Annotated in this window: 21 protein-coding genes; 3 read left to right on the forward strand and 18 right to left on the reverse strand. The window is 61.3% G+C overall.

Annotation, left to right across the window (positions count from 1 at the left end):
* Positions 1 to 7: 7 nt before the first annotated feature.
* The 9 genes from ccmI to ccmA form a co-directional block, all read right to left on the reverse strand.
* Entirely contained in the window at positions 8 to 1,210 is a 1,203-nt protein-coding gene (gene ccmI / locus AC1DWG_RS22325; RefSeq protein WP_477762499.1) for a c-type cytochrome biogenesis protein CcmI, read from the reverse strand.
* On the reverse strand, positions 1,203 to 1,676 hold the full coding sequence (locus AC1DWG_RS22330; RefSeq protein WP_477762500.1) for a cytochrome c-type biogenesis protein: 474 nt from the start codon (positions 1,674 to 1,676) through the stop codon (positions 1,203 to 1,205). Before AC1DWG_RS22330 ends, ccmI begins: the two co-directional genes overlap by 8 nt.
* The gene (locus AC1DWG_RS22335; RefSeq protein WP_477762501.1) at positions 1,673 to 2,209 is read right to left on the reverse strand and encodes a DsbE family thiol:disulfide interchange protein; all 537 of its coding nucleotides are present in this window, start codon (positions 2,207 to 2,209) and stop codon (positions 1,673 to 1,675) included. Before AC1DWG_RS22335 ends, AC1DWG_RS22330 begins: the two co-directional genes overlap by 4 nt.
* On the reverse strand, positions 2,206 to 4,194 hold the full coding sequence (locus tag AC1DWG_RS22340) for a heme lyase CcmF/NrfE family subunit (protein WP_477759854.1): 1,989 nt from the start codon (positions 4,192 to 4,194) through the stop codon (positions 2,206 to 2,208). Before AC1DWG_RS22340 ends, AC1DWG_RS22335 begins: the two co-directional genes overlap by 4 nt.
* A gap of 3 nt (positions 4,195 to 4,197) precedes the next feature.
* A complete protein-coding gene (gene ccmE / locus AC1DWG_RS22345) occupies positions 4,198 to 4,653 on the reverse strand; it encodes a cytochrome c maturation protein CcmE (RefSeq protein WP_477752437.1) in 456 nt (151 codons plus the stop codon).
* Positions 4,650 to 4,826, reverse strand: a complete 177-nt coding sequence (gene ccmD, locus AC1DWG_RS22350) for a heme exporter protein CcmD (protein ID WP_092271396.1) — start codon at positions 4,824 to 4,826, stop codon at positions 4,650 to 4,652. Before ccmD ends, ccmE begins: the two co-directional genes overlap by 4 nt.
* Entirely contained in the window at positions 4,823 to 5,578 is a 756-nt protein-coding gene (locus AC1DWG_RS22355) for a heme ABC transporter permease (protein WP_007980756.1), read from the reverse strand. The genes ccmD and AC1DWG_RS22355 overlap by 4 nt, the downstream gene beginning before the upstream one ends.
* A 73-nt stretch (positions 5,579 to 5,651) precedes the next feature.
* Positions 5,652 to 6,320 carry a heme exporter protein CcmB gene (gene ccmB, locus AC1DWG_RS22360; RefSeq protein WP_007980754.1) on the reverse strand — a complete coding sequence of 223 codons (669 nt, stop codon included), beginning with the start codon at positions 6,318 to 6,320 and terminating at the stop codon, positions 5,652 to 5,654.
* On the reverse strand, positions 6,317 to 6,952 hold the full coding sequence (ccmA, locus tag AC1DWG_RS22365) for a cytochrome c biogenesis heme-transporting ATPase CcmA (protein WP_150724488.1): 636 nt from the start codon (positions 6,950 to 6,952) through the stop codon (positions 6,317 to 6,319). Before ccmA ends, ccmB begins: the two co-directional genes overlap by 4 nt.
* 199 nt (positions 6,953 to 7,151) lie before the next feature.
* Here ccmA and fliK point away from each other — a divergent pair, with 199 nt between their 5' ends.
* Both fliK and AC1DWG_RS22375 read left to right on the forward strand, forming a co-directional pair.
* Positions 7,152 to 8,726, forward strand: a complete 1,575-nt coding sequence (gene fliK / locus AC1DWG_RS22370; protein WP_477788364.1) for a flagellar hook-length control protein FliK — start codon at positions 7,152 to 7,154, stop codon at positions 8,724 to 8,726.
* Positions 8,723 to 9,052 carry an EscU/YscU/HrcU family type III secretion system export apparatus switch protein gene (locus tag AC1DWG_RS22375; protein ID WP_477788365.1) on the forward strand — a complete coding sequence of 110 codons (330 nt, stop codon included), beginning with the start codon at positions 8,723 to 8,725 and terminating at the stop codon, positions 9,050 to 9,052. Before fliK ends, AC1DWG_RS22375 begins: the two co-directional genes overlap by 4 nt.
* Before the next feature lie 21 nt (positions 9,053 to 9,073).
* Here AC1DWG_RS22375 and AC1DWG_RS22380 read toward each other — a convergent pair whose 3' ends face one another.
* The 6 genes from AC1DWG_RS22380 to motD all read right to left on the reverse strand — a co-directional run bounded on the left by AC1DWG_RS22380 (position 9,074) and on the right by motD (position 13,579).
* Positions 9,074 to 9,595, reverse strand: coding sequence for a hypothetical protein (locus AC1DWG_RS22380; protein WP_477762504.1), 522 nt, complete (start codon positions 9,593 to 9,595; stop codon positions 9,074 to 9,076).
* Between the two features lie 275 nt (positions 9,596 to 9,870).
* The gene (locus tag AC1DWG_RS22385) at positions 9,871 to 10,263 is read right to left on the reverse strand and encodes a DUF2802 domain-containing protein (RefSeq protein WP_477762505.1); all 393 of its coding nucleotides are present in this window, start codon (positions 10,261 to 10,263) and stop codon (positions 9,871 to 9,873) included.
* Positions 10,264 to 10,749, reverse strand: a complete 486-nt coding sequence (locus AC1DWG_RS22390) for a chemotaxis protein CheW (RefSeq protein ID WP_007980742.1) — start codon at positions 10,747 to 10,749, stop codon at positions 10,264 to 10,266.
* A 42-nt stretch (positions 10,750 to 10,791) separates the two neighbouring features.
* The gene (locus AC1DWG_RS22395) at positions 10,792 to 11,739 is read right to left on the reverse strand and encodes a CheW domain-containing protein (RefSeq protein ID WP_477762506.1); all 948 of its coding nucleotides are present in this window, start codon (positions 11,737 to 11,739) and stop codon (positions 10,792 to 10,794) included.
* A 117-nt stretch (positions 11,740 to 11,856) separates the two neighbouring features.
* Complete coding sequence (locus AC1DWG_RS22400; RefSeq protein WP_477762507.1) at positions 11,857 to 12,645, reverse strand: ParA family protein; 789 nt, start codon at positions 12,643 to 12,645, stop codon at positions 11,857 to 11,859.
* A gap of 43 nt (positions 12,646 to 12,688) precedes the next feature.
* Positions 12,689 to 13,579, reverse strand: coding sequence for a flagellar motor protein MotD (gene motD / locus AC1DWG_RS22405; protein WP_477759852.1), 891 nt, complete (start codon positions 13,577 to 13,579; stop codon positions 12,689 to 12,691).
* A gap of 22 nt (positions 13,580 to 13,601) precedes the next feature.
* Here motD and AC1DWG_RS22410 point away from each other — a divergent pair, with 22 nt between their 5' ends.
* Positions 13,602 to 13,766: a hypothetical protein gene (locus AC1DWG_RS22410; protein WP_477788366.1), complete on the forward strand. Its 165-nt coding sequence runs from the start codon at positions 13,602 to 13,604 to the stop codon at positions 13,764 to 13,766.
* Positions 13,767 to 13,858: 92 nt separating this feature from the next.
* Here AC1DWG_RS22410 and AC1DWG_RS22415 read toward each other — a convergent pair whose 3' ends face one another.
* From AC1DWG_RS22415 to AC1DWG_RS22425, 3 genes are read right to left on the reverse strand one after another with little or no spacing between them, the layout of a single operon-like run.
* The gene (locus tag AC1DWG_RS22415; protein WP_085716992.1) at positions 13,859 to 14,599 is read right to left on the reverse strand and encodes a flagellar motor protein; all 741 of its coding nucleotides are present in this window, start codon (positions 14,597 to 14,599) and stop codon (positions 13,859 to 13,861) included.
* Positions 14,599 to 15,729, reverse strand: coding sequence for a protein-glutamate methylesterase/protein-glutamine glutaminase (locus tag AC1DWG_RS22420; protein ID WP_477762508.1), 1,131 nt, complete (start codon positions 15,727 to 15,729; stop codon positions 14,599 to 14,601). The genes AC1DWG_RS22415 and AC1DWG_RS22420 overlap by 1 nt, the downstream gene beginning before the upstream one ends.
* Before the next feature lie 48 nt (positions 15,730 to 15,777).
* On the reverse strand, positions 15,778 to 18,021 hold the full coding sequence (locus AC1DWG_RS22425; protein ID WP_477788367.1) for a chemotaxis protein CheA: 2,244 nt from the start codon (positions 18,019 to 18,021) through the stop codon (positions 15,778 to 15,780).
* Between the last annotated feature and the right edge of the window lie 45 nt (positions 18,022 to 18,066).

An 18,066-nucleotide genomic window follows, 5' to 3' on the forward strand; every position in this document is an offset into this window, starting at 1 on the left:
TTTCCTGTTATTTGTCCGGGCTGTCGATGGTCAGTGTTTGCGGCGCGGTGGTGCTGCTGGCCAGGGGCTGGCTGCGACCGATCCATTCGCCGGCGGTCGGTTTGCCGGCGCGGGAAATGCGCGCAACCAGTTGGACTTCAGGGAAGTTCGACAGTTTCAATTGCGGCATCATCGCGTCGGCATCGCCCAGTTCGACGGTCACCGGCAGGTCGGCCACCGTCATGCGCTTGACCGCCAGCGGGGCCGGAGGACCGGAGATCGCACGGGCGAAGATGAACACGCTGTCACCAGGCTGGACCTTGGTCTTGAGGTCCGCTGCCAGATCGACGCTGACCTTGAGCAACGCCGAGGCCTTGGCCGCCGGTGCCTGCGCAACCTTGCCGCCACTGGCCACCAGTTTCTCCGTGGCCCGGGCAATCCCGCCTTGCAGCGCCTCGCGGGACTTGTCTTGCGGCGGCAATTGCGCCAACAGGCGATTCCAGTAATCGATGGCGTCCTGATAACGCTCGCTTTCAAACGCGGCAATACCGAGCAGGCCAAGGCTGGTGACTTCTTTCGGATCGGTCTTGAGCGCTTCGTCGGTCAGGGCCTGGACCTTGTCCGACCACTTCTTGTCATCGGCGAAGTACTGGGCCTGGGCCCATTGGCCGAGCAGCTCGGGCTGACGACCGGCCAGGTTCACCGTGCGTTCGAACATCTTCGCCGCGTCCGCCGGGCGATCCTGAGCCATGTAGGTGCGACCGAGGAAGTACATGCCTTCGGCGGAATCCGGTTGTGCGGCAACCGCGCGCTCCAGGCGTTTGGTCATCTCTTCCATCGTCTGCGGCGCCTGGGCGAACTCGCGGGTCAGCTCAACCTTGTCGCTGGCGCCGTAATGCATGTACAGCCCCAGGCCCAGCACCGGCACCAGAACGGCCGCCAGCAATGGCAAGGGTTTGCCTAGGCGCGAGACCTGCGGCGCTTCAGCGCCTTCGGTGTCCGCCAGCAACTCACGGGCAGCTTCCGCGCGACCGGCGTCCATTTGCGCCGCATCGAGCACGCCCTCTTCCTGCTGAGTCTGCAACTCAGCCACGCGTTCCTGAAAAAGCGCGACGTTCAGGGCGGTACGATCCTCTTCGCGCTGGGCGCGACGGCTGCGCAGCACCGGGATCAACAGAAAACTCAGGGCCACCAGAAGCAGCAGACCTGCAGCGAGCCAGAAATCAATCATTCTTGGTTTTATCCAACAGGTGGTCGAGGCGCGAGCGCTCCTCGGCAGACAGCGAGCCCGAGGTGCCGGCGCGTTGCACGCGACGACGGCGGACGATCACCGCGATGATCACGACACCGCCCAGCAACAGACCGGCGGGGCCGAACCAGAGCAAAGCGGTCTTGGCATTCAGGGCCGGTTTGTAGCGGACGAAATCACCGTAGCGATCGACCATGAAGTCGATGATCTGCTGGTTGTCCTTGCCCTCGCCCAGCATGCGGAAAATCTCTTTGCGCAGGTCGGCGGCAATCGGTGCGTTGGAATCGGCGATGTCCTGATTCTGGCACTTGGGGCAACGCAGCTCCTTGGTCAGCTCGCGGAAACGTTCGCGGTCACCTTCCTTGGCGAACTCGTAAGTGTCGATGGCCGCGTGGGCCACGCCCGCCAGGCTCAAGCCCAGGACAACGGCAGCAATCCAGCGCTTCATGGCTTGGCCTCGTCGACCAAGGCCTGGTACTTGGCCGCCAGTTTTTCGCGCCAGACCTGTTCGTCGATCACGCCGACGAACTTGTCACGGATGATGCCCCTGGCGTCGATGAAGAAGGTTTCCGGCGCGCCGTACACGCCGAGGTTCAGGCCCAGCGAGCCTTCGTCGTCACGAATGTCCAGTACATACGGATTGTGGAAGTCCGTCAGCCACTTCAAGGCATCGGCGTTGGTGTCCTTGTAGTTGATGCCGTAGATGACCACGCCCTGCTGGGCCAGCTTGTTCAACACCGGGTGCTCGACCCGGCAGGAAATGCACCAGGTGCCCCAGACGTTGACCAGCGCCGGTTTGCCCAGAATGTCAGCCTTGGTCAGGGCCTTGTCGCCCTGCACCGTCGGCAGGGAAAACTCCGGGAACGGCTTGTTGATCATGGCCGAAGGCAGCTCGGCCGGATCCAGGTACAACCCACGGTAAAGGAATACAGCAACCACCAGAAAAATCGCCAGTGGCAACAACATCAACCAACGCTTCATGCAGTGGCTCCCGACATGCCCAGTGCTTCGCGCACGCGGCTTTTGACCTTGACCCGATAACGCCGATCCAGCGCCGCCAGCAATCCACCGAAACCTGTCAGCAAACCACCGAACCAGATCCAGCGCACAAACGGTTTGACGTGCACGCGCACAGCCCAGGCGCCGTTACCCAAGGGTTCACCGAGGGCGACGTAGAGGTCGCGGGTGAATCCGGCGTCGATGCCCGCTTCGGTCATCACCGAGTTCTGCACGGTGTACAGGCGTTTTTCCGGGTGCAGCACGCTGACTTCCTTGCCGTTGCGGATCACCCGGACGGTGCCCTTGTCGGACGTGAAGTTCGGGCCTTCGAAGTGCTTGGCACCTTCGAAGATGAAGTGATAACCGGCCAGGTCCATGGACTCGCCCGGCGCCAGACGCAGGTCACGCTCGGCACTGTTCTGGCTCGACAGCACGACACCCAGCGCACACACGGCGATGCCCAGGTGCGCAACCTGCATGCCCCAGTAACTGCGGGTCAGGGTCGGCAGGCCCTTGATCAGGCCTTTGTGGCGGGTCTTGTCGAAGATGTCTCGCACACCGGCCAACAGCACCCAGGCAGCGAGCATGAAGGTTGCGAGCACCGCCCAGTTGAAATCGCCGTAGGCGACGCCGGCCACTACTGCCAGCGCGGCGCTGCCGAGCAAGACCGGGGTGAGCATGCTCACCAGCCATTTCACCGGGGTGTCTTTCCAGCGCACGATCACGCCGACCGCCATCACCATCATCAGCAACGCCATCAACGGAATGAACAGCGCGTTGAAGTACGGCGGGCCGACGGACAGCTTGGCGCCGGTCATGGCGTCCAGAATCAGCGGGTACAAGGTACCGAGCAGGATCATCGAGGCCGCGACCACCAGCACCAGGTTGTTGCCCAGCAGCAAGGTTTCCCGGGACCAGAGGTTGAAGCCGACCTGGCTCTTGACCACCGGCGCGCGCAGGGCGAACAGCGTCAACGAACCACCGACCACGAACAGCAGGAAAATCAGGATGAACACCCCGCGCTCCGGATCGGAGGCAAAGGCGTGCACCGAGGTCAGCACGCCGGAACGCACGAGGAAAGTACCGAGCAGACTCAAGGAGAATGCGGCGATGGCCAACAACACGGTCCAGCTCTTGAACACGCCACGCTTTTCCGTGACCGCCAACGAGTGAATCAGTGCAGTGCCCACCAGCCATGGCATGAACGAGGCGTTTTCCACCGGGTCCCAGAACCACCAGCCGCCCCAGCCGAGCTCGTAGTACGCCCACCAAGAACCGAGGGTGATGCCGATGCCGAGGAACGCCCAGGCAACAATGGTCCACGGACGCGACCAACGCGCCCACGCGGCATCCAGGCGACCGCCCATCAGCGCGGCGATGGCGAAGGCGAAGGCCACCGAGAAACCGACGTAGCCCATGTACAGCATCGGCGGGTGAACGATCAGGCCGATGTCTTGCAGCAAGGGGTTGAGGTCGGCACCGTCGCTGGGCACTTGCGGCAGGATGCGCTTGAACGGGTTGGAGGTCATGATAAGGAACAGCAGGAAACCGGTGCTGATCATGCCCATCACCGCCAGCACGCGGGCCAGCATGACCTGTGGCAACTGCCGGGAGAATACCGACACCGCGAAGGTCCAGCCGCCGAGAATCAAGGCCCACAACAACAAGGAACCTTCGTGGGCACCCCACACGGCGCTGAACTTGTAGTACCACGGCAACGCGCTGTTGGAGTTGTTGGCCACGTAGGCCACGGAGAAGTCATCGACCATGAAGGCGTAGGTCAGGCAACCGAAGGCGAACAGCAGAAAGGTGAATTGCCCCCAGGCGGCCGGCTGGGCCAGGCTCATCCACAGGCGGTCACCGCGCCAGGCACCGAACAGCGGCACCACGGCCTGAGCCAGGGCGAAGCACAGGGCCAGGATCATCGCCAGGTGGCCAAGCTCGGGAATAAAGATGCCGGATGTCATGGATCAACCCTCCTTCGCGGGCGTTGGAGCCGATTGACCGCTGTCTTTCAACGCCTTGGTCACTTCCGGCGGCATGTACTTCTCATCGTGCTTGGCCAGCACTTCATCGGCCACCACCACGCCATCGGCATTGAGCTTGCCCAGAGCGACGATGCCCTGCCCTTCGCGGAACAGGTCCGGCAGGATGCCGCGATAAGTGATGGTCACGGATTTGTTGAAGTCGGTGACGACGAACTTCACGTCCAGGGAATCACTGGAACGCTCCAGCGAGCCCTTCTCGACCATGCCGCCGGCACGAATGCGCGTGTCTTGTGGGGCTTCACCGTTGGCGATCTGGGTCGGTGTGTAGAACAGATTGATGTTCTGCTGCAGGGCGCTCAGGGCCAGGCCGACGGCAGCGCCGACCCCGACCAGGATCGCGAAAATGATGATAAGACGCTTTTTGCGCAGCGGATTCACTTGCCGTTCTCCCGGCGCAAACGACGCGCCTCTTGTTGCAGATACCGCTTGCGGGCCAGGATCGGCGCCGCCACGTTGAGGACCAACACCGCCAGGCAGATGCCATAGGCTGACCAGACATACAGGCCATGATGACCCATGGCGATGAAGTCGCCGAATGAAGCAAAACTCATCGAGCGACCTCCAGGCTGTTTTCCACTTCGGCTTTGACCCAACTGGCCCGGGCTTCGCGCTTGAGCACTTCAAGGCGCATGCGCAGCAACAGGACCGCGCCGAAGAAACAGTAGAAACCCAGCGCCGTCAGCAGCAATGGCAGCCACATCTCGGCAGGCATCGCCGGTTTTTCGGTGAGGGTGAAGGTCGCGCCCTGGTGCAGGGTGTTCCACCACTCCACCGAGTATTTGATGATCGGGATGTTGATCACACCGACAATCGCCAGCACCGCGCAGGCCTTGGCCGCGCTGTCACGATTGCTGATGGCGTTGCCCAGCGCAATGAGACCGAAGTACAGGAACAGCAGGATAAGCATAGACGTAAGGCGTGCATCCCAGACCCACCACGAGCCCCAGGTCGGTTTGCCCCAGATCGCCCCGGTGACCAGCGCCACCGCGGTCATCCACGCGCCGATAGGCGCCGCGCATTGCAAGGCGACGTCGGCCAGTTTCATCTTCCACACGAGGCCGACGATACCGCACACGGCCAGCATCACGTAGATGGACTGCGCCAGCATGGCGGCCGGGACGTGGATATAGATGATGCGAAAGCTGTTGCCCTGCTGATAGTCCGGCGGCGCGAAGGCCAGGCCCCAGACCACGCCAACACTGATCAGCAGCAACGCCGCGACGCTCAGCCAGGGCAACATTTTGCCGCTGATGCCGTAAAACCATTTGGGCGAGCCGAGCTTGTGAAACCACGTCCAGTTCATACTGTTTCCATCACGGTTGCTCTTTGCTATGAAGAGCTTGGGTCTTTACTGATCAAAAAATGACCAGACCTCATTATTCGCCGACGCTGATCTTCAGGCCAGCAGCTATTGCAAAAGGTGTCAGGGTTATCGCCAGGGCGGTCAGGCTACCAAGCCACAACAGATAACCGGTCGCCGGCATCCCCTGCAAGGCAGCCTGCAAGGCGCCACTGCCAAGGATCAATACCGGGATGTACAGCGGCAGAATCAGCAGTGCCAGCAATAGGCCACCGCGCTTCAAGCCCACCGTCAGCGCCGCGCCCACCGCACCGAGCAGGCTCAGTACCGGTGTACCGAGCAACAACGAAAGCAGCAACACCGGCAGACAGGCGGCAGGCAAACCGAGCATCAGCGCCAGCAAGGGCGCGAGCAAAACCAGTGCCAAGCCGGAAAAAGCCCAGTGTGCCAGCACCTTGGCCAAAACCAGAAGAGCCAGGGGGTGCGGCGAAAGGACCCACTGTTCAAGGGATCCGTCTTCGAAATCACTGCGGAAAAGCCCGTCCAGCGAGAGCAGAACCGATAAAAGTGCCGCGACCCAGACCAGCCCCGGAGACAAGGTTTGCAACAATTGAGACTCGGGACCGACCGCCAGCGGGAACAGGGAAACGACGATGGCAAAGAACACCAGCGGATTGGCCAGTTCCGCCGGACGGCGGAACAGCAGACGAGCCTCGCGGGCGACCAACAGGCCGAAAACACTCATACGGCCCAGCTCCCCAGATCGATGTCGCGATAACCGGCCGGCATCCGGCTCAGCGTGTGATGAGTGGTCAACACCACCATGCCGCCACGTTCGCAGTGGCCGGCCAGATGAGATTCAAGCTGTGCCACGCCCTGCTTGTCGAGGGCGGTAAAGGGCTCATCGAGGATCCACAGCGGCGGACTGTCCAGATATAGACGTGCCAAGGCGACACGGCGCTGCTGGCCAGCAGACAAGGTATGACAGGGAACATCCTCGAATCCGCGCAGCCCGACCGCGGCCAGCGCCTGCCAGATCGCCTCATGGGTCGCCGGATGGTGCAAGGCACACAGCCAGCTCAGGTTCTCTTCCGGCGTCAGCAAATCCTTGATCCCGGCCGCGTGGCCGATCCACAGCAGGTTGCGCGCCAGTTCGCCGCGTTGCTCGTTCAGCGGCTGGCCGTTGAGCAGCACTTGACCGGCGGTCGGCTGCATCAGCCCCGAGAGCAGGCGAAGCAGGCTGGTCTTGCCACTGCCGTTGGGGCCGCTGATTTGTACCATTTCGCCACTGGCCAGTCGCAAATCGAGATTTTCGAAGAGCAGCCGAAGGTCTCGCTCACAGGCAAGGGCAACGGTTTGCAGGACAGGACTGGTCAAGGGTTCACGGGCCTTATACGGTTCAAGTCGGCACTGGCGCGGCCGTTAAAGAGATGCAGCATAGATGCAATGACGTCTTGTTCTAGAGAGCTGCGTCAAACAATTGCAAAATTTTCGCCATTTTTGGATACAACGGCGCGGCATTATACATGCCAGCCCTTACTCCAAAGAGTGGATTTTCCTCAGGTTGTGACCGCGTATGACAGGCGAAATGAACATCCTCCCGCTACCGCAAGCCCTCCCGGCGACTTCGCGCCCGCCGGTGGTCAGCGGCGAGCTGCTCAAATTGCTGACACCGATGGAGGGGCTGATCAGCGTCGGTCAAACCGCCCAGGCCGAAGTGTTGTCGCTCAAGCAGGCGGACCAGACGTTCCAGATGCTGCTCAAGGTCACCCTCGACAGCGGCCGCCAGACCACGGTCCAGACCACCAGCAATCAACCGCTGGCCCAGGGCACCACGCTGGTCGTCACCCAACCCTCGGCCGGCAACCTGGCCGTGACGGTGCAACAGGCCATCGCCTCCAGCGTCGCCACCCTCACCCGCCTCGATACCGCGCAACTGCCCGTTGGTACCCTGCTGCAGGGCAAAGTGCTGACCTCGCAGGTGTTGCCGCAGGTGCCCGGCCAGCCCATGGTGTTTCGCTCAATGGTCAGCCTGCTCAATACTGCACTGAGTGGCAGCACCCTGAGCATCGACAGTCCGCAACCCTTGCGCATCGGCACTTTGTTGAGCGCGCAGGTGCAGGACGCCCAGACCTTGAAGTTCGTACCGCTGAGCAGCCGTCAGGAACAACTGGCGGTGACCCGGCAACTGGTCGACCAGCAAAGCCGCCAGGGTTCGCTGGATGGCTTGCTCAAGCTCCTGCAAAACCTGCCGGCTTCGGACCAGACATCCGTTGAGCTGCGTAGCGCCGCGAGCAGGCTCCTCGCCGGCCTGCCGGATGTTCAACAATTGAGCACCCCCAAGGGCCTGGTCCAGGCCCTGGCCAGCAGCGGTGTGTTTCTCGAAAGCAAACTGCTGACCGGGCAAAACCCGACACTCGCACCGGACATGAAAGGTGACCTGCTGAAACTGGTTGCGCAATTGAGTCAGGGGTTGCCGGCCAACACCAGCCTCGGCGCGATCATCGCCGCCAATACCCTGGCCCAGGCCATGCCGAATTTTGTCCGCAACGCCCTGGGCATGCTCGGTCAGGTCAGTGCCAAACCATCACCGACCGGTTTCCCGCTGCCCGAACGCCTGTTGCAAAGCGCCGACGCGGAAAACGACCTCGAACACCTGCTGCACCTGGCCGCCGCCGCAGTTTCACGCCTGCAAAGCCATCAACTGTCGAGCCTGGAACAAACCGGTGTAACCGCCGACGGACGGCTGATGAGTACCTGGCAACTGGAAATCCCGATGCGCAATCTGCAGGACATCGTGCCATTGCAGGTCAAGTTCCAGCGCGAAGATGCGCCCGAAAAAGAACAGCCAAAGGAGCGCCGCGAAGAACGCGAGCCCAAACAACAGCTGTGGCGTGTGGAACTGGCCTTCGCCATGGAGCCTTTGGGGCCGCTGCAAATTCAGGCGCAACTGATCAAGGGCAGCCTCTCCAGCCAGCTCTGGGCAGAACGGCCTTACACCGCCAGCCTGATCGAAAGCAACCTGAGCGGGCTGCGTGACCGCTTACTCTCCGCCGGCCTGAACGTCGGCGACCTCGATTGCCACCTCGGCACGCCACCCCAAGGCCCGCAAACCCGCCTCGAACAACGCTGGGTCGACGAAACCGCATGAAAAACCCCAACGCCCCACGCCAGGCCATCGCTCTCAAATACGACGGCAGCCATGCTCCTACCCTCACGGCCAAAGGTGATGAGGAACTGGCGGAAGAAATTCTGAAGATTGCCCGCGATTATGAAGTGCCAATCTACGAAAACGCCGAGCTGGTGAAGCTGTTGGCGCGGATGGAGTTGGGGGACAGCATTCCGCAGGAACTTTATCTCACGATTGCCGAGATCATTGCGTTTGCCCGGAATCTGAAGGGCAAGTTTCCCGAGGGGCAGAATCCGGATGCTCCGAGGGTGGAGAAGGATGTCACCGAACGCGGGGATGATTATTGAATCTGCGATCTTTTGATCTATTCAGTTTTTGTGCAACTTACTCATCAACTCTGCCGGCGTCACGTCATCAGACCTGAAAATGCGCAAAAGCTTGAGACTGCGACCAATAATCAATCCATTGATAAGGCCAGCCCCCATTGCCGACCCTGCCGTCATCGGCAATTCATTGGCCAGTTCCGGATACATCGCTGCCTGATAGCCAAGGTAGTAACGCCATGCAAAGAAGCCCCAATACACCATCAGAACCTTGATTGTGCCAGGCAGAACCAGATGTTCCCCTTCGCGCTGCACATTGCTGTACGAGAAAAAGCGCAGTGCCAGCAACCATCCCGCCAATAACCCGATTACATAGGCCGAGAGTGGAACGACTACACCTTGGGAGAGATTCAGCGAAGCCAGGGACAGGGTCACGAATATCACTGGTGTGATCTGCAATGACCTTTTCGACACGTGATTCTTGAAGCTGGCAATGACACCGTAATAAGTCAAGATCAGAAAAACCGCATAAACCCACAGCGGTGTACCGCGCAAAATGTCGATCATAAGCCTCCTTGGCACTGCATATTTTGAACAAGATGATCAAACTACTGATGGCGGGTTGCGATCACAAGATAGCGGGATCTGAAAAAGCTATAGGCAGGAGACTACGACGGCGTAGTACCCGTCTGAGGATAGAGAGGAATGCGTCGGATCGCGGGGAAGACTACTGAAATTTCGAGGATGCCTTCGCTGGCAAGCCAGCTCCTACAGTTCGGTATCGGCGCGAACCTGTAGGAGCTGGCTTGCCAGCGAAAGCGACTTCAGCCAGATCGCAAAACTCAGTTCTTGTGAAGCTTACTCATCAACTCCGCCTCAGCCTGGGTCAAGCCGCAGGACTGAGTCAGTTCGTCGACGCTGGCGCCCATCCCGACCAGCCGCGCTGCCTGGGCAAACGACAGGCTTGAAGGATCACGCTGTTCCAGCTGGGCGAGTTTGTCCGGCAATGGCGCGACTGTCGCGCGAAGCTCATGCAGGTCTTCACCCATGCGCACGTTGCCGTTCTGGTAATCGTCGACGCGCTTGCCCAGGTCCTTGATGCGCTGATCTCGCTGCGCATCACCCTTGGCCTGTTGCGCGGCGATCTGCTTTTGACCGCGAATGTACGCCAGGAACATCGCCAGCGTGCCTGCCCAGAACAGGAACAGGACAATGACCGCAACCTCGAGAATCAATCAGATACTCTCCAGTTCCGACCATTCTTCTTCGCTCATCATCTTGTCGAGCTCGACCAGGATGAGCAGTTCGTTGTTCTTGTTGCACACGCCTTGAATGAACTTGGCGGACTCTTCGTTACCCACGTTCGGCGCGGTTTCGATTTCCGACTGACGCAGGTAAACCACTTCGGCCACGCTGTCGACCATGATCCCGACCACTTGCTTGTCGGCTTCGATGATGACGATACGGGTGTTGTCGCTGATCTCGGCATTCATCAGGCCGAAGCGCTGGCGGGTGTCGATCACGGTGACAACGTTGCCGCGCAGGTTGATGATGCCCAGCACGTAACTCGGGGCACCCGGGACCGGGGCGATTTCGGTGTAACGCAGGACTTCCTGGACGCGCATCACGTTGATGCCGTAGGTCTCGTTGTCCAGCTTGAAGGTGACCCATTGCAGGATCGGATCTTCGGAACCCTTTGCCGCCGTCGCCTTGTCATTCATACCCTGATCCCCTCAAGAAACCGCCCTGGCGGTGTTGTTCTGTTATGTAGTTTTGTGGGTCGGCTTGTGGCCGTCCATGTGCTTTGCGCCGCCGCTGGCGATCAACTCGGCCAGCGCGGAAACGTCGAGCAACGCACACATGTGTTCAATCACCGTGCCCGCCAGCCATGGCCGTTGACCACGGTGACTGCGCCACTTGATTTCGTTCGGATCCAGGCGCAACGAGCGGCTGACCTGATGCACCGCCAGCCCCCACTCGTAGCCCTGGACGGAAATGACGTATTGCAGACCCTGCTTGAAATCGTCGCGGTAACGGTCGGGCATGACCCAACGTGCGGTATCCAGCACTTTCAGGTTGCCCGACTGACTCGGCAAGATGCCGAGGAACCACTCCGGCTGACCGAACAACGGCGTCAGTTCATGACCGGCCAGGGAGTAAATCGAACCCAGGCACACCAGCGGCACCGCCAGGGTCAAACCGGCGACATCGAACAGCAGGCATTCGAAGGGTTCGGCAGCCCAGGACGGACGACCATCGGTTTCCACCGGTGGCGGCGTATTGCTTGACGGCAGATGCACTTCGACGACGGGAGGCACCAGCGCCTGAGGCACCTCGATAACCAGCGTCACCGGCGCTGCAGGCTCTTCAATGGTTGGAACCACCAGGGTTTGCAACAGCGGTGCAAGGGTCGACACCGCTGCCAGAACGGGCTCCAGCGCTTCGGCCAAGGCAACCTGAGCCTTGGCCACCGGTGCTACCGGCGTAACCAACGGCGCGGTGTTCTGTGCATCCCGGGCCTGCTCTTCGAGCACGGCGGCCTGGAACTCGTCCAGCACGGCTTGCTCTTCGATGACATTCACCGTTTCGACAACCTCGGCCAGCGCCTCGATCTCCGGCGCCATGTCCTCGGTTGCTTCTTGCAGCAGGTTGTCCAGATACGACTGCAACGCCAGTTGCGGGCGCGATGAGAGCTTCAATGGCCGATTCATCGGCATCCCCCTGTAGGAGCTGCCGCAGGCTGCGATCTTTTAGCGATATCAAGGGTGCCGCCAAGCAAGATCAAAAGATCGCAGCCTGCGGCAGCTCCTACAGGAATTGGGCTCATGTCACGCCACCTGCGGAACAAGTTGTGCCGCCAGCAGATGCTTGAGCAACGCACGGTAAGCGAGAACGCCACGGCTCTTGCCGTCGAATTGCGAAGGCGTTAGACCGGCCCGACTGGCATCGCGCAGGCGCGTGTCCACCGGGATGTAGCCTTGCCAGATTTCGTCGGGGAATTTGTCGCGCAGCACGCGCAACGTGCCGAGGGACGCCTGGGTCCTTCGGTCAAACAGCGTCGGTACGATGGTGAACGGCAACGCCTGTTTGCGCGAGCGGTTGATCATCGCCAGGGTGTTGACCATGCGCTCAAGGCCCTTGACCGCCAGGTGTTCGGTCTGCACCGGGATCACCAATTGCTGGCTCGCCGCCAAGGCATTGACCATCAGCACGCCGAGCAAGGGCGGGCTGTCGATCACCGCGTAATCGAAGTCCTGCCACAGTTGCGCCAGGCTCTTGGCAATCACCAGGCCCAAACCACTCTGCCCCGGCGACTGGCGCTCAAGGGTGGCCAGCGCGGTGCTGGAGGGCAACAGGGAGATGCGTTCGTCGCTGGTCGACAGCAGCAGTTGACCCGGCAGGCCTTGCGGCACGTTGCCCTTGTGCAGGAACAGGTTGTAGCTGCTGTGCTCCAGGGCGTCGGGATCGTAGCCGAAGTAGCTGGTCATCGAGCCGTGGGGGTCGAGATCGACCACGACCACGCGCTTGCCCGCCTCCGCCAGTAAACCGGCTAAAGCGATGGAGGAAGTGGTTTTACCGACACCACCCTTTTGATTGGCGACTGCCCAGACTCTCATTCGGATTGTTCCTCCCGGCCGAATGGATCGACCGAGAAATAGCTCATCGTGTTAATGCGGGTGACGGAGAATTGACGGCGCTCTCTCGTACCGGCGACTTGACCGGGGTCGGTGCAGTTTGTGTGCCAGCACGCTTCAATGCGGCATCCGGTTGCGCATGGGCGGTTCCGGTGCCGGTCAGGCTGCGGCGCACATCGAGGTTGCGCGACACCACCAGCACCACGCGACGGTTGCGGGCGCGGCCTTCAGCGGTGGCATTGTTGGCCATCGGCTGAAACTCGCCGTAGCCCACCGACGCCAGGCGACCGGGGTTCACCCCCTGCATCGCCAGCATGCGCACGATGCTGGCCGAGCGGGCCGAAGACAGTTCCCAGTTGGTCGGGTACTGCGCGGTGCGGATCGGTTGGTCGTCGGTGAAGCCTTCGACATGAATCGGGTTGTCGAATGGCTTCAGGATCGCCGCAACCTTGTCGATGATGTTGAACGCGATGTTGCTGGGCATGGCGTCGCCGCTGCCGAACAACAGGCTGGAATTGAGCTCGATCTCGACCCACAACTCGTTGCCGCGCACGGTCATCTGGTTGGAGCTGATCAGGTCACCGAACGCCGCACTGATGTCGTCGGCGATGCTTTTGAGCGGATCGCTGGCGCCGGCGACACCGGCATCGACCAGGTCACTGTCCTTGACCAGCGGCTTGGCCGGGGTCACGGTCTTCGGCCGCTCATCCCCGATCGGGATCGGCTTGAGCGAACGATCGGAATCGGTGAAGACGCCGATCAGCGCTTCGGAAATGACCTTGTACTTGCCTTCGTTGATCGAAGAGATCGAGTACATCACCACGAAAAAGGCGAACAGCAAGGTGATGAAGTCGGCGTAGGACACCAGCCAGCGTTCGTGGTTGACGTGTTCTTCATGCTGGCGACGACGTGCCATAGTCAGGGCCTGCTCACAGTAAATGATGCAGCGCGTTGGCGCTGTGATTGTGCCAGGCAAGGCGCGTGACGCCGAGAATGGCTTCTCCCTTCTCAAGTCGCGCAACGCAGCCTGGCGCAATCACAGCGCCAACCCGGAGGGCAGCGCCCTGCGAGCCGCAATACGTCGTTACTCGTCGTTCATTTGAAGCAACCAAACCTCTCTCCTCGTGCCTAGTCTTGCGGCTCGCAGGGCGCTGCGCGCTCCATCATTTACTGTGAGCAGGCCCTGCTACCCCCATCAATCCATGAAGCCCTGAAGCTTCAACTCAATGGAGCGAGGGTTTTCACCTTCGGCGATCGACAGCAGCCCTTCCAACAGCATTTCGCGATAACGCGACTGGCGCAGCGCGATGGATTTGAGTTTGGCGGCGATCGGCAGCAGCACCAGGTTGGCACTGGCCACGCCGTAGATGGTGGCGACGAAGGCCACGGCGATGCCGTTACCCAGTTGCGACGGATCGCCCAGGTTGCCCATGACGTGAATCAAGCCCATCACCGCACCGATGATGCCGATGGTCGGCGCATAGCCGCCCATGCTTTCGAAGACCTTGGCCGCTTCGACATCGCGGCTTTCCTGGGTGTAGAAATCCACTTCCAGAATGCTGCGGATCGCCTCCGGCTCGGCACCGTCAACCAGCAGTTGCAGGCCTTTGCGCGCGTAGTTGTCGGGCTCGGCGTCGGCGATACCTTCAAGGCCCAGCAGGCCTTCCTTGCGGGCGGTCAGGCTCCAGTTCACCACGCGGTCGATGCCACCGGCCAGGTCGACACGGGGCGGGAACAGGATCCAGGCAAGGATCTGCATGGCGCGCTTGAAGGCGCTCATCGGCGATTGCAGCAGCGCGGCGCCAATGGTGCCGCCGAGCACGATCAGCGCTGCCGGGCCGTTGGCCAGGGCGCCGAGATGACCGCCTTCAAGGTAGTTGCCGCCGATGATGGCGACGAAGGCCATGATGATGCCGATCAGGCTTAGAACATCCATCAGATGCAGGCCTCGACCAGGTGCTTGCCAATGTCGTCGAGGCTGTACACCGCGTCGGCGAGTTCAGCCTTGACGATGGCCATCGGCATGCCGTAGATCACGCAACTGGCTTCGTCCTGTGCCCAGATCGAACTGCCGCCCTGCTTGAGCAGGCGCGCGCCTTCACGGCCGTCGGCGCCCATGCCGGTCAGGACCACCGCCAGAACTTTGTCGCCGTAGGACTTGGCTGCCGAACCGAAGGTGATGTCCACGCACGGCTTGTAATTCAGACGCTCGTCACCCGGGAGGATTCTCACCGCGCCACGGCCGTCGATCATCATCTGCTTGCCACCCGGCGCCAGCAGCGCCAGGCCCGGCCGCAGGATGTCGCCATCCTCGGCTTCCTTGACGCTGATGCGGCAGAGCTTGTCCAGGCGCTCGGCGAAGGCCTTGGTGAAGGCGGCCGGCATGTGTTGGACCAGCACGATCGGGGCCGGGAAGCTGGCCGGCAATTGGGTCAACACCCGTTGCAGCGCAACCGGGCCGCCGGTGGACGTACCGATGGCCACCAGTTTGTAGGCTTTGCGTTTCGGCGCGGGCGACGACGCAGTGGCCGCATGCGTACGCGCAGGGATCGGTGCCGGTGCCGGACGCACGGGCGCGCTGCTGCCAAAACTGCCAACGCTGGAAGGCGCAGGCGTCGGGGCTGGTGCAGCGACAGGCGTCGGAGCGCTGTAGGCGCTGACTCGACGATTGCTGCGCGCAATGCTGAGGATCTTCTCGCACAGCAGTTGCTTGACCTTCTCGGGGTTGCGCGAGATGTCTTCGAAATTTTTCGGCAGGAAGTCCACCGCGCCGGCATCCAGCGCATCGAGGGTGACGCGGGCGCCTTCGTGGGTCAGCGAGGAGAACATCAAGACCGGGGTCGGGGAGCGTTGCATGATGTGCCGCACAGCGGTGATGCCGTCCATCATCGGCATCTCGTAGTCCATGGTGATCACGTCGGGCTTGAGGGCCAGCGCCTGATCGATCGCCTCTTTGCCGTTGGTCGCCGTGCCGACGACCTGGATATTGGAATCCGCTGAAAGAATTTCCGAGACGCGGCGGCGGAAAAACCCCGAATCGTCCACCACCAGGACTTTGACTGCCATAAACACTCCATTAGATGGAGCGAGGCCAGGCGCCCCGCTCCACCAGAATCAAATACGCCGTGTGGCGTAACGCTTGAGCATGCTCGGAACATCGAGAATCAGCGCGATGCGGCCGTCACCGGTGATGGTGGCGCCGGACATGCCCGGCGTTCCCTGGAGCATTTTGCCCAATGGCTTGATGACCACTTCTTCCTGGCCCACCAGTTGATCGACGACAAAGCCGATCCGCTGCGTGCCCACCGAAAGGATCACCACATGGCCTTCGCGCTGCTCTTCGTGAGCGGCGGAGCTGACCAGCCAGCGTTTGAGATAGAACAATGGCAGTGCCTTGTCCCGCACGATCACCACTTCCTGGCCGTCCACAACGTTGGTGGTCGACAGGTCGAGGTGGAAGATCTCGTTGACGTTCACCAGCGGGAACGCGAATGCCTGGTTGCCGAGCATGACCATCAGCGTCGGCATGATCGCCAGGGTCAGCGGCACCTTGATGACGATCTTCGAACCCTGGCCCTTGGTCGAGTAGATGTTGATCGAGCCGTTGAGCTGGGAAATCTTGGTTTTCACCACGTCCATGCCCACACCGCGACCCGATACGTCGGAGATCTCGGTCTTGGTCGAGAAACCCGGGGCGAAGATCAGGTTGTAGCATTCGGTGTCGCTCAGGCGGTCCGCCGCATCCTTGTCCATCACACCGCGCTTGACCGCGATTGAACGCAGGACGTTCGGGTCCATGCCTTTGCCGTCATCGGAAATCGACAGCAGGATGTGATCGCCTTCCTGCTCGGCCGCCAGGATGACCTTGCCGCCACGAGCCTTGCCCGAGGCTTCGCGTTCTTCCGGCGATTCGATGCCGTGGTCGACTGCGTTGCGCACCAAGTGGACCAACGGATCGGCCAGGGCCTCGACGAGGTTCTTGTCGAGGTCGGTTTCTTCGCCGACCAACTCCAGGTTGATCTCTTTCTTGAGCTGGCGAGCCAGGTCGCGAACCAGGCGCGGGAAACGCCCGAAGACTTTCTTGATCGGCTGCATCCGGGTCTTCATGACCGCGGTTTGCAGGTCGGCCGTGACCACGTCGAGGTTCGACACGGCCTTGGACATGGCTTCGTCGCCGCTGTTGAGGCCCAGGCGGACCAGGCGGTTACGCACCAGCACCAACTCGCCGACCATGTTCATGATCTCGTCGAGACGCGCGGTATCGACGCGCACGGTGGTCTCGGCTTCACTGGCCGGCTTTTCCGCCGGTGGAGCGGCCGGGGCGCGGGCGGCAGCAGGTGCAGCGGCAGCAGCCGGCGTTTCGGCTTTTGGCTCGGGTGCCTTGGCCACCGGTTTCGGTGCCGCAGCCTTCGCGGCCGGCGCGGCAACGGACGTGTTCGATCCGCTGGCAACCGTCGCCTTGCCGACTTCGCTGAACTTGCCTTTGCCGTGCAACTCATCGAGCAGCGATTCAAATTCGTGATCGCTGATCAGATCGCTGCCGGCCGCTGCAGCGGTTGGCGCGGCAGCAGCCGGTACGGAAGCAATGGCCGACTCCAGCGCATCGACAGCGAAGTTACCCTTGCCGTGCAGTTGGTCGAGCAGTGCTTCGAATTCGTCGTCAGTAATATCGGAGCTGTCGCCGGCCGCTTTCGGGGCCTCTGGCGCAGCTGGCGCCGGGACCACCGCGTCAACGGCGAACTGGCCCTTGCCGTGCAGTTGATCGAGCAACGACTCGAACTCGGCGTCGGTGATTTCATCGCTGACCGGCGCAGAAACAGCCGCCGGCGCCTCGGCCTGGGCCTTGACGGCGTTCAGCGAGTCCAGCAGTTGTTCGAATTCATTGTCGGTGATATCGCCCGATTCGCTTTCAGCCACAGACGCTTCGACCACGGCGGCGACAGGTGCAGCAGCCACCTCGTCAGCCGATTGCGGCTCGGCCAGACGGGCCAGCGCCGCGAGCAGTTCAGGTGTCGCAGCCGTGATCGGGCTGCGTTCGCGGACTTCGCTGAACATGCTGTTCACCGCGTCCAGCGCTTCGAGAACCACGTCCATCAGTTCCGAGTCGACGCGACGCTCACCCTTGCGCAGGATGTCGAACACGTTCTCGGCGATATGGCAGCACTCCACCAGCTCGTTGAGCTGGAGGAAGCCGGCGCCCCCTTTTACAGTGTGAAAACCGCGAAAAATTGCATTGAGCAAATCCGCATCATCCGGACGGCTTTCCAGCTCGACCAGTTGCTCGGACAGTTGCTCTAGAATCTCGCCGGCCTCAACCAGGAAATCCTGAAGGATCTCTTCATCGGCGCCGAAGCTCATTAAGGGGGTGCTCCTACAGGTCTAAAAACCCAAAAAACCTAAAAT

The sequence above is a fragment of the Pseudomonas sp. P4_B3 genome (assembly GCF_056402295.1).

Excerpts from the sequence above, each read along its gene's own strand:
- fliK (WP_477788364.1), top strand. The coding sequence starts at position 7,152 with ATGACAGGCGAAATGAACATCCTCCCGCTACCGCAAGCCCTCCCGGCG.
- AC1DWG_RS22390 (WP_007980742.1), bottom strand. The coding sequence starts at position 10,749 with ATGAATGACAAGGCGACGGCGGCAAAGGGTTCCGAAGATCCGATCCTG.
- AC1DWG_RS22425 (WP_477788367.1), bottom strand. The coding sequence starts at position 18,021 with ATGAGCTTCGGCGCCGATGAAGAGATCCTTCAGGATTTCCTGGTTGAG.
- AC1DWG_RS22340 (WP_477759854.1), bottom strand. The coding sequence starts at position 4,194 with ATGACATCCGGCATCTTTATTCCCGAGCTTGGCCACCTGGCGATGATC.
- AC1DWG_RS22400 (WP_477762507.1), bottom strand. The coding sequence starts at position 12,645 with ATGAGAGTCTGGGCAGTCGCCAATCAAAAGGGTGGTGTCGGTAAAACC.
- AC1DWG_RS22355 (WP_007980756.1), bottom strand. The coding sequence starts at position 5,578 with ATGAACTGGACGTGGTTTCACAAGCTCGGCTCGCCCAAATGGTTTTAC.
- AC1DWG_RS22330 (WP_477762500.1), bottom strand. The coding sequence starts at position 1,676 with ATGAAGCGCTGGATTGCTGCCGTTGTCCTGGGCTTGAGCCTGGCGGGC.
- ccmD (WP_092271396.1), bottom strand. The coding sequence starts at position 4,826 with ATGAGTTTTGCTTCATTCGGCGACTTCATCGCCATGGGTCATCATGGC.
- AC1DWG_RS22410 (WP_477788366.1), top strand. The coding sequence starts at position 13,602 with ATGATGCAGCGCGTTGGCGCTGTGATTGTGCCAGGCAAGGCGCGTGAC.
- ccmI (WP_477762499.1), bottom strand. The coding sequence starts at position 1,210 with ATGATTGATTTCTGGCTCGCTGCAGGTCTGCTGCTTCTGGTGGCCCTG.
- ccmB (WP_007980754.1), bottom strand. The coding sequence starts at position 6,320 with ATGAGTGTTTTCGGCCTGTTGGTCGCCCGCGAGGCTCGTCTGCTGTTC.
- AC1DWG_RS22420 (WP_477762508.1), bottom strand. The coding sequence starts at position 15,729 with ATGGCAGTCAAAGTCCTGGTGGTGGACGATTCGGGGTTTTTCCGCCGC.
- AC1DWG_RS22335 (WP_477762501.1), bottom strand. The coding sequence starts at position 2,209 with ATGAAGCGTTGGTTGATGTTGTTGCCACTGGCGATTTTTCTGGTGGTT.
- AC1DWG_RS22375 (WP_477788365.1), top strand. The coding sequence starts at position 8,723 with ATGAAAAACCCCAACGCCCCACGCCAGGCCATCGCTCTCAAATACGAC.
- motD (WP_477759852.1), bottom strand. The coding sequence starts at position 13,579 with ATGGCACGTCGTCGCCAGCATGAAGAACACGTCAACCACGAACGCTGG.
- AC1DWG_RS22380 (WP_477762504.1), bottom strand. The coding sequence starts at position 9,595 with ATGATCGACATTTTGCGCGGTACACCGCTGTGGGTTTATGCGGTTTTT.
- AC1DWG_RS22415 (WP_085716992.1), bottom strand. The coding sequence starts at position 14,599 with ATGGATGTTCTAAGCCTGATCGGCATCATCATGGCCTTCGTCGCCATC.
- AC1DWG_RS22395 (WP_477762506.1), bottom strand. The coding sequence starts at position 11,739 with ATGAATCGGCCATTGAAGCTCTCATCGCGCCCGCAACTGGCGTTGCAG.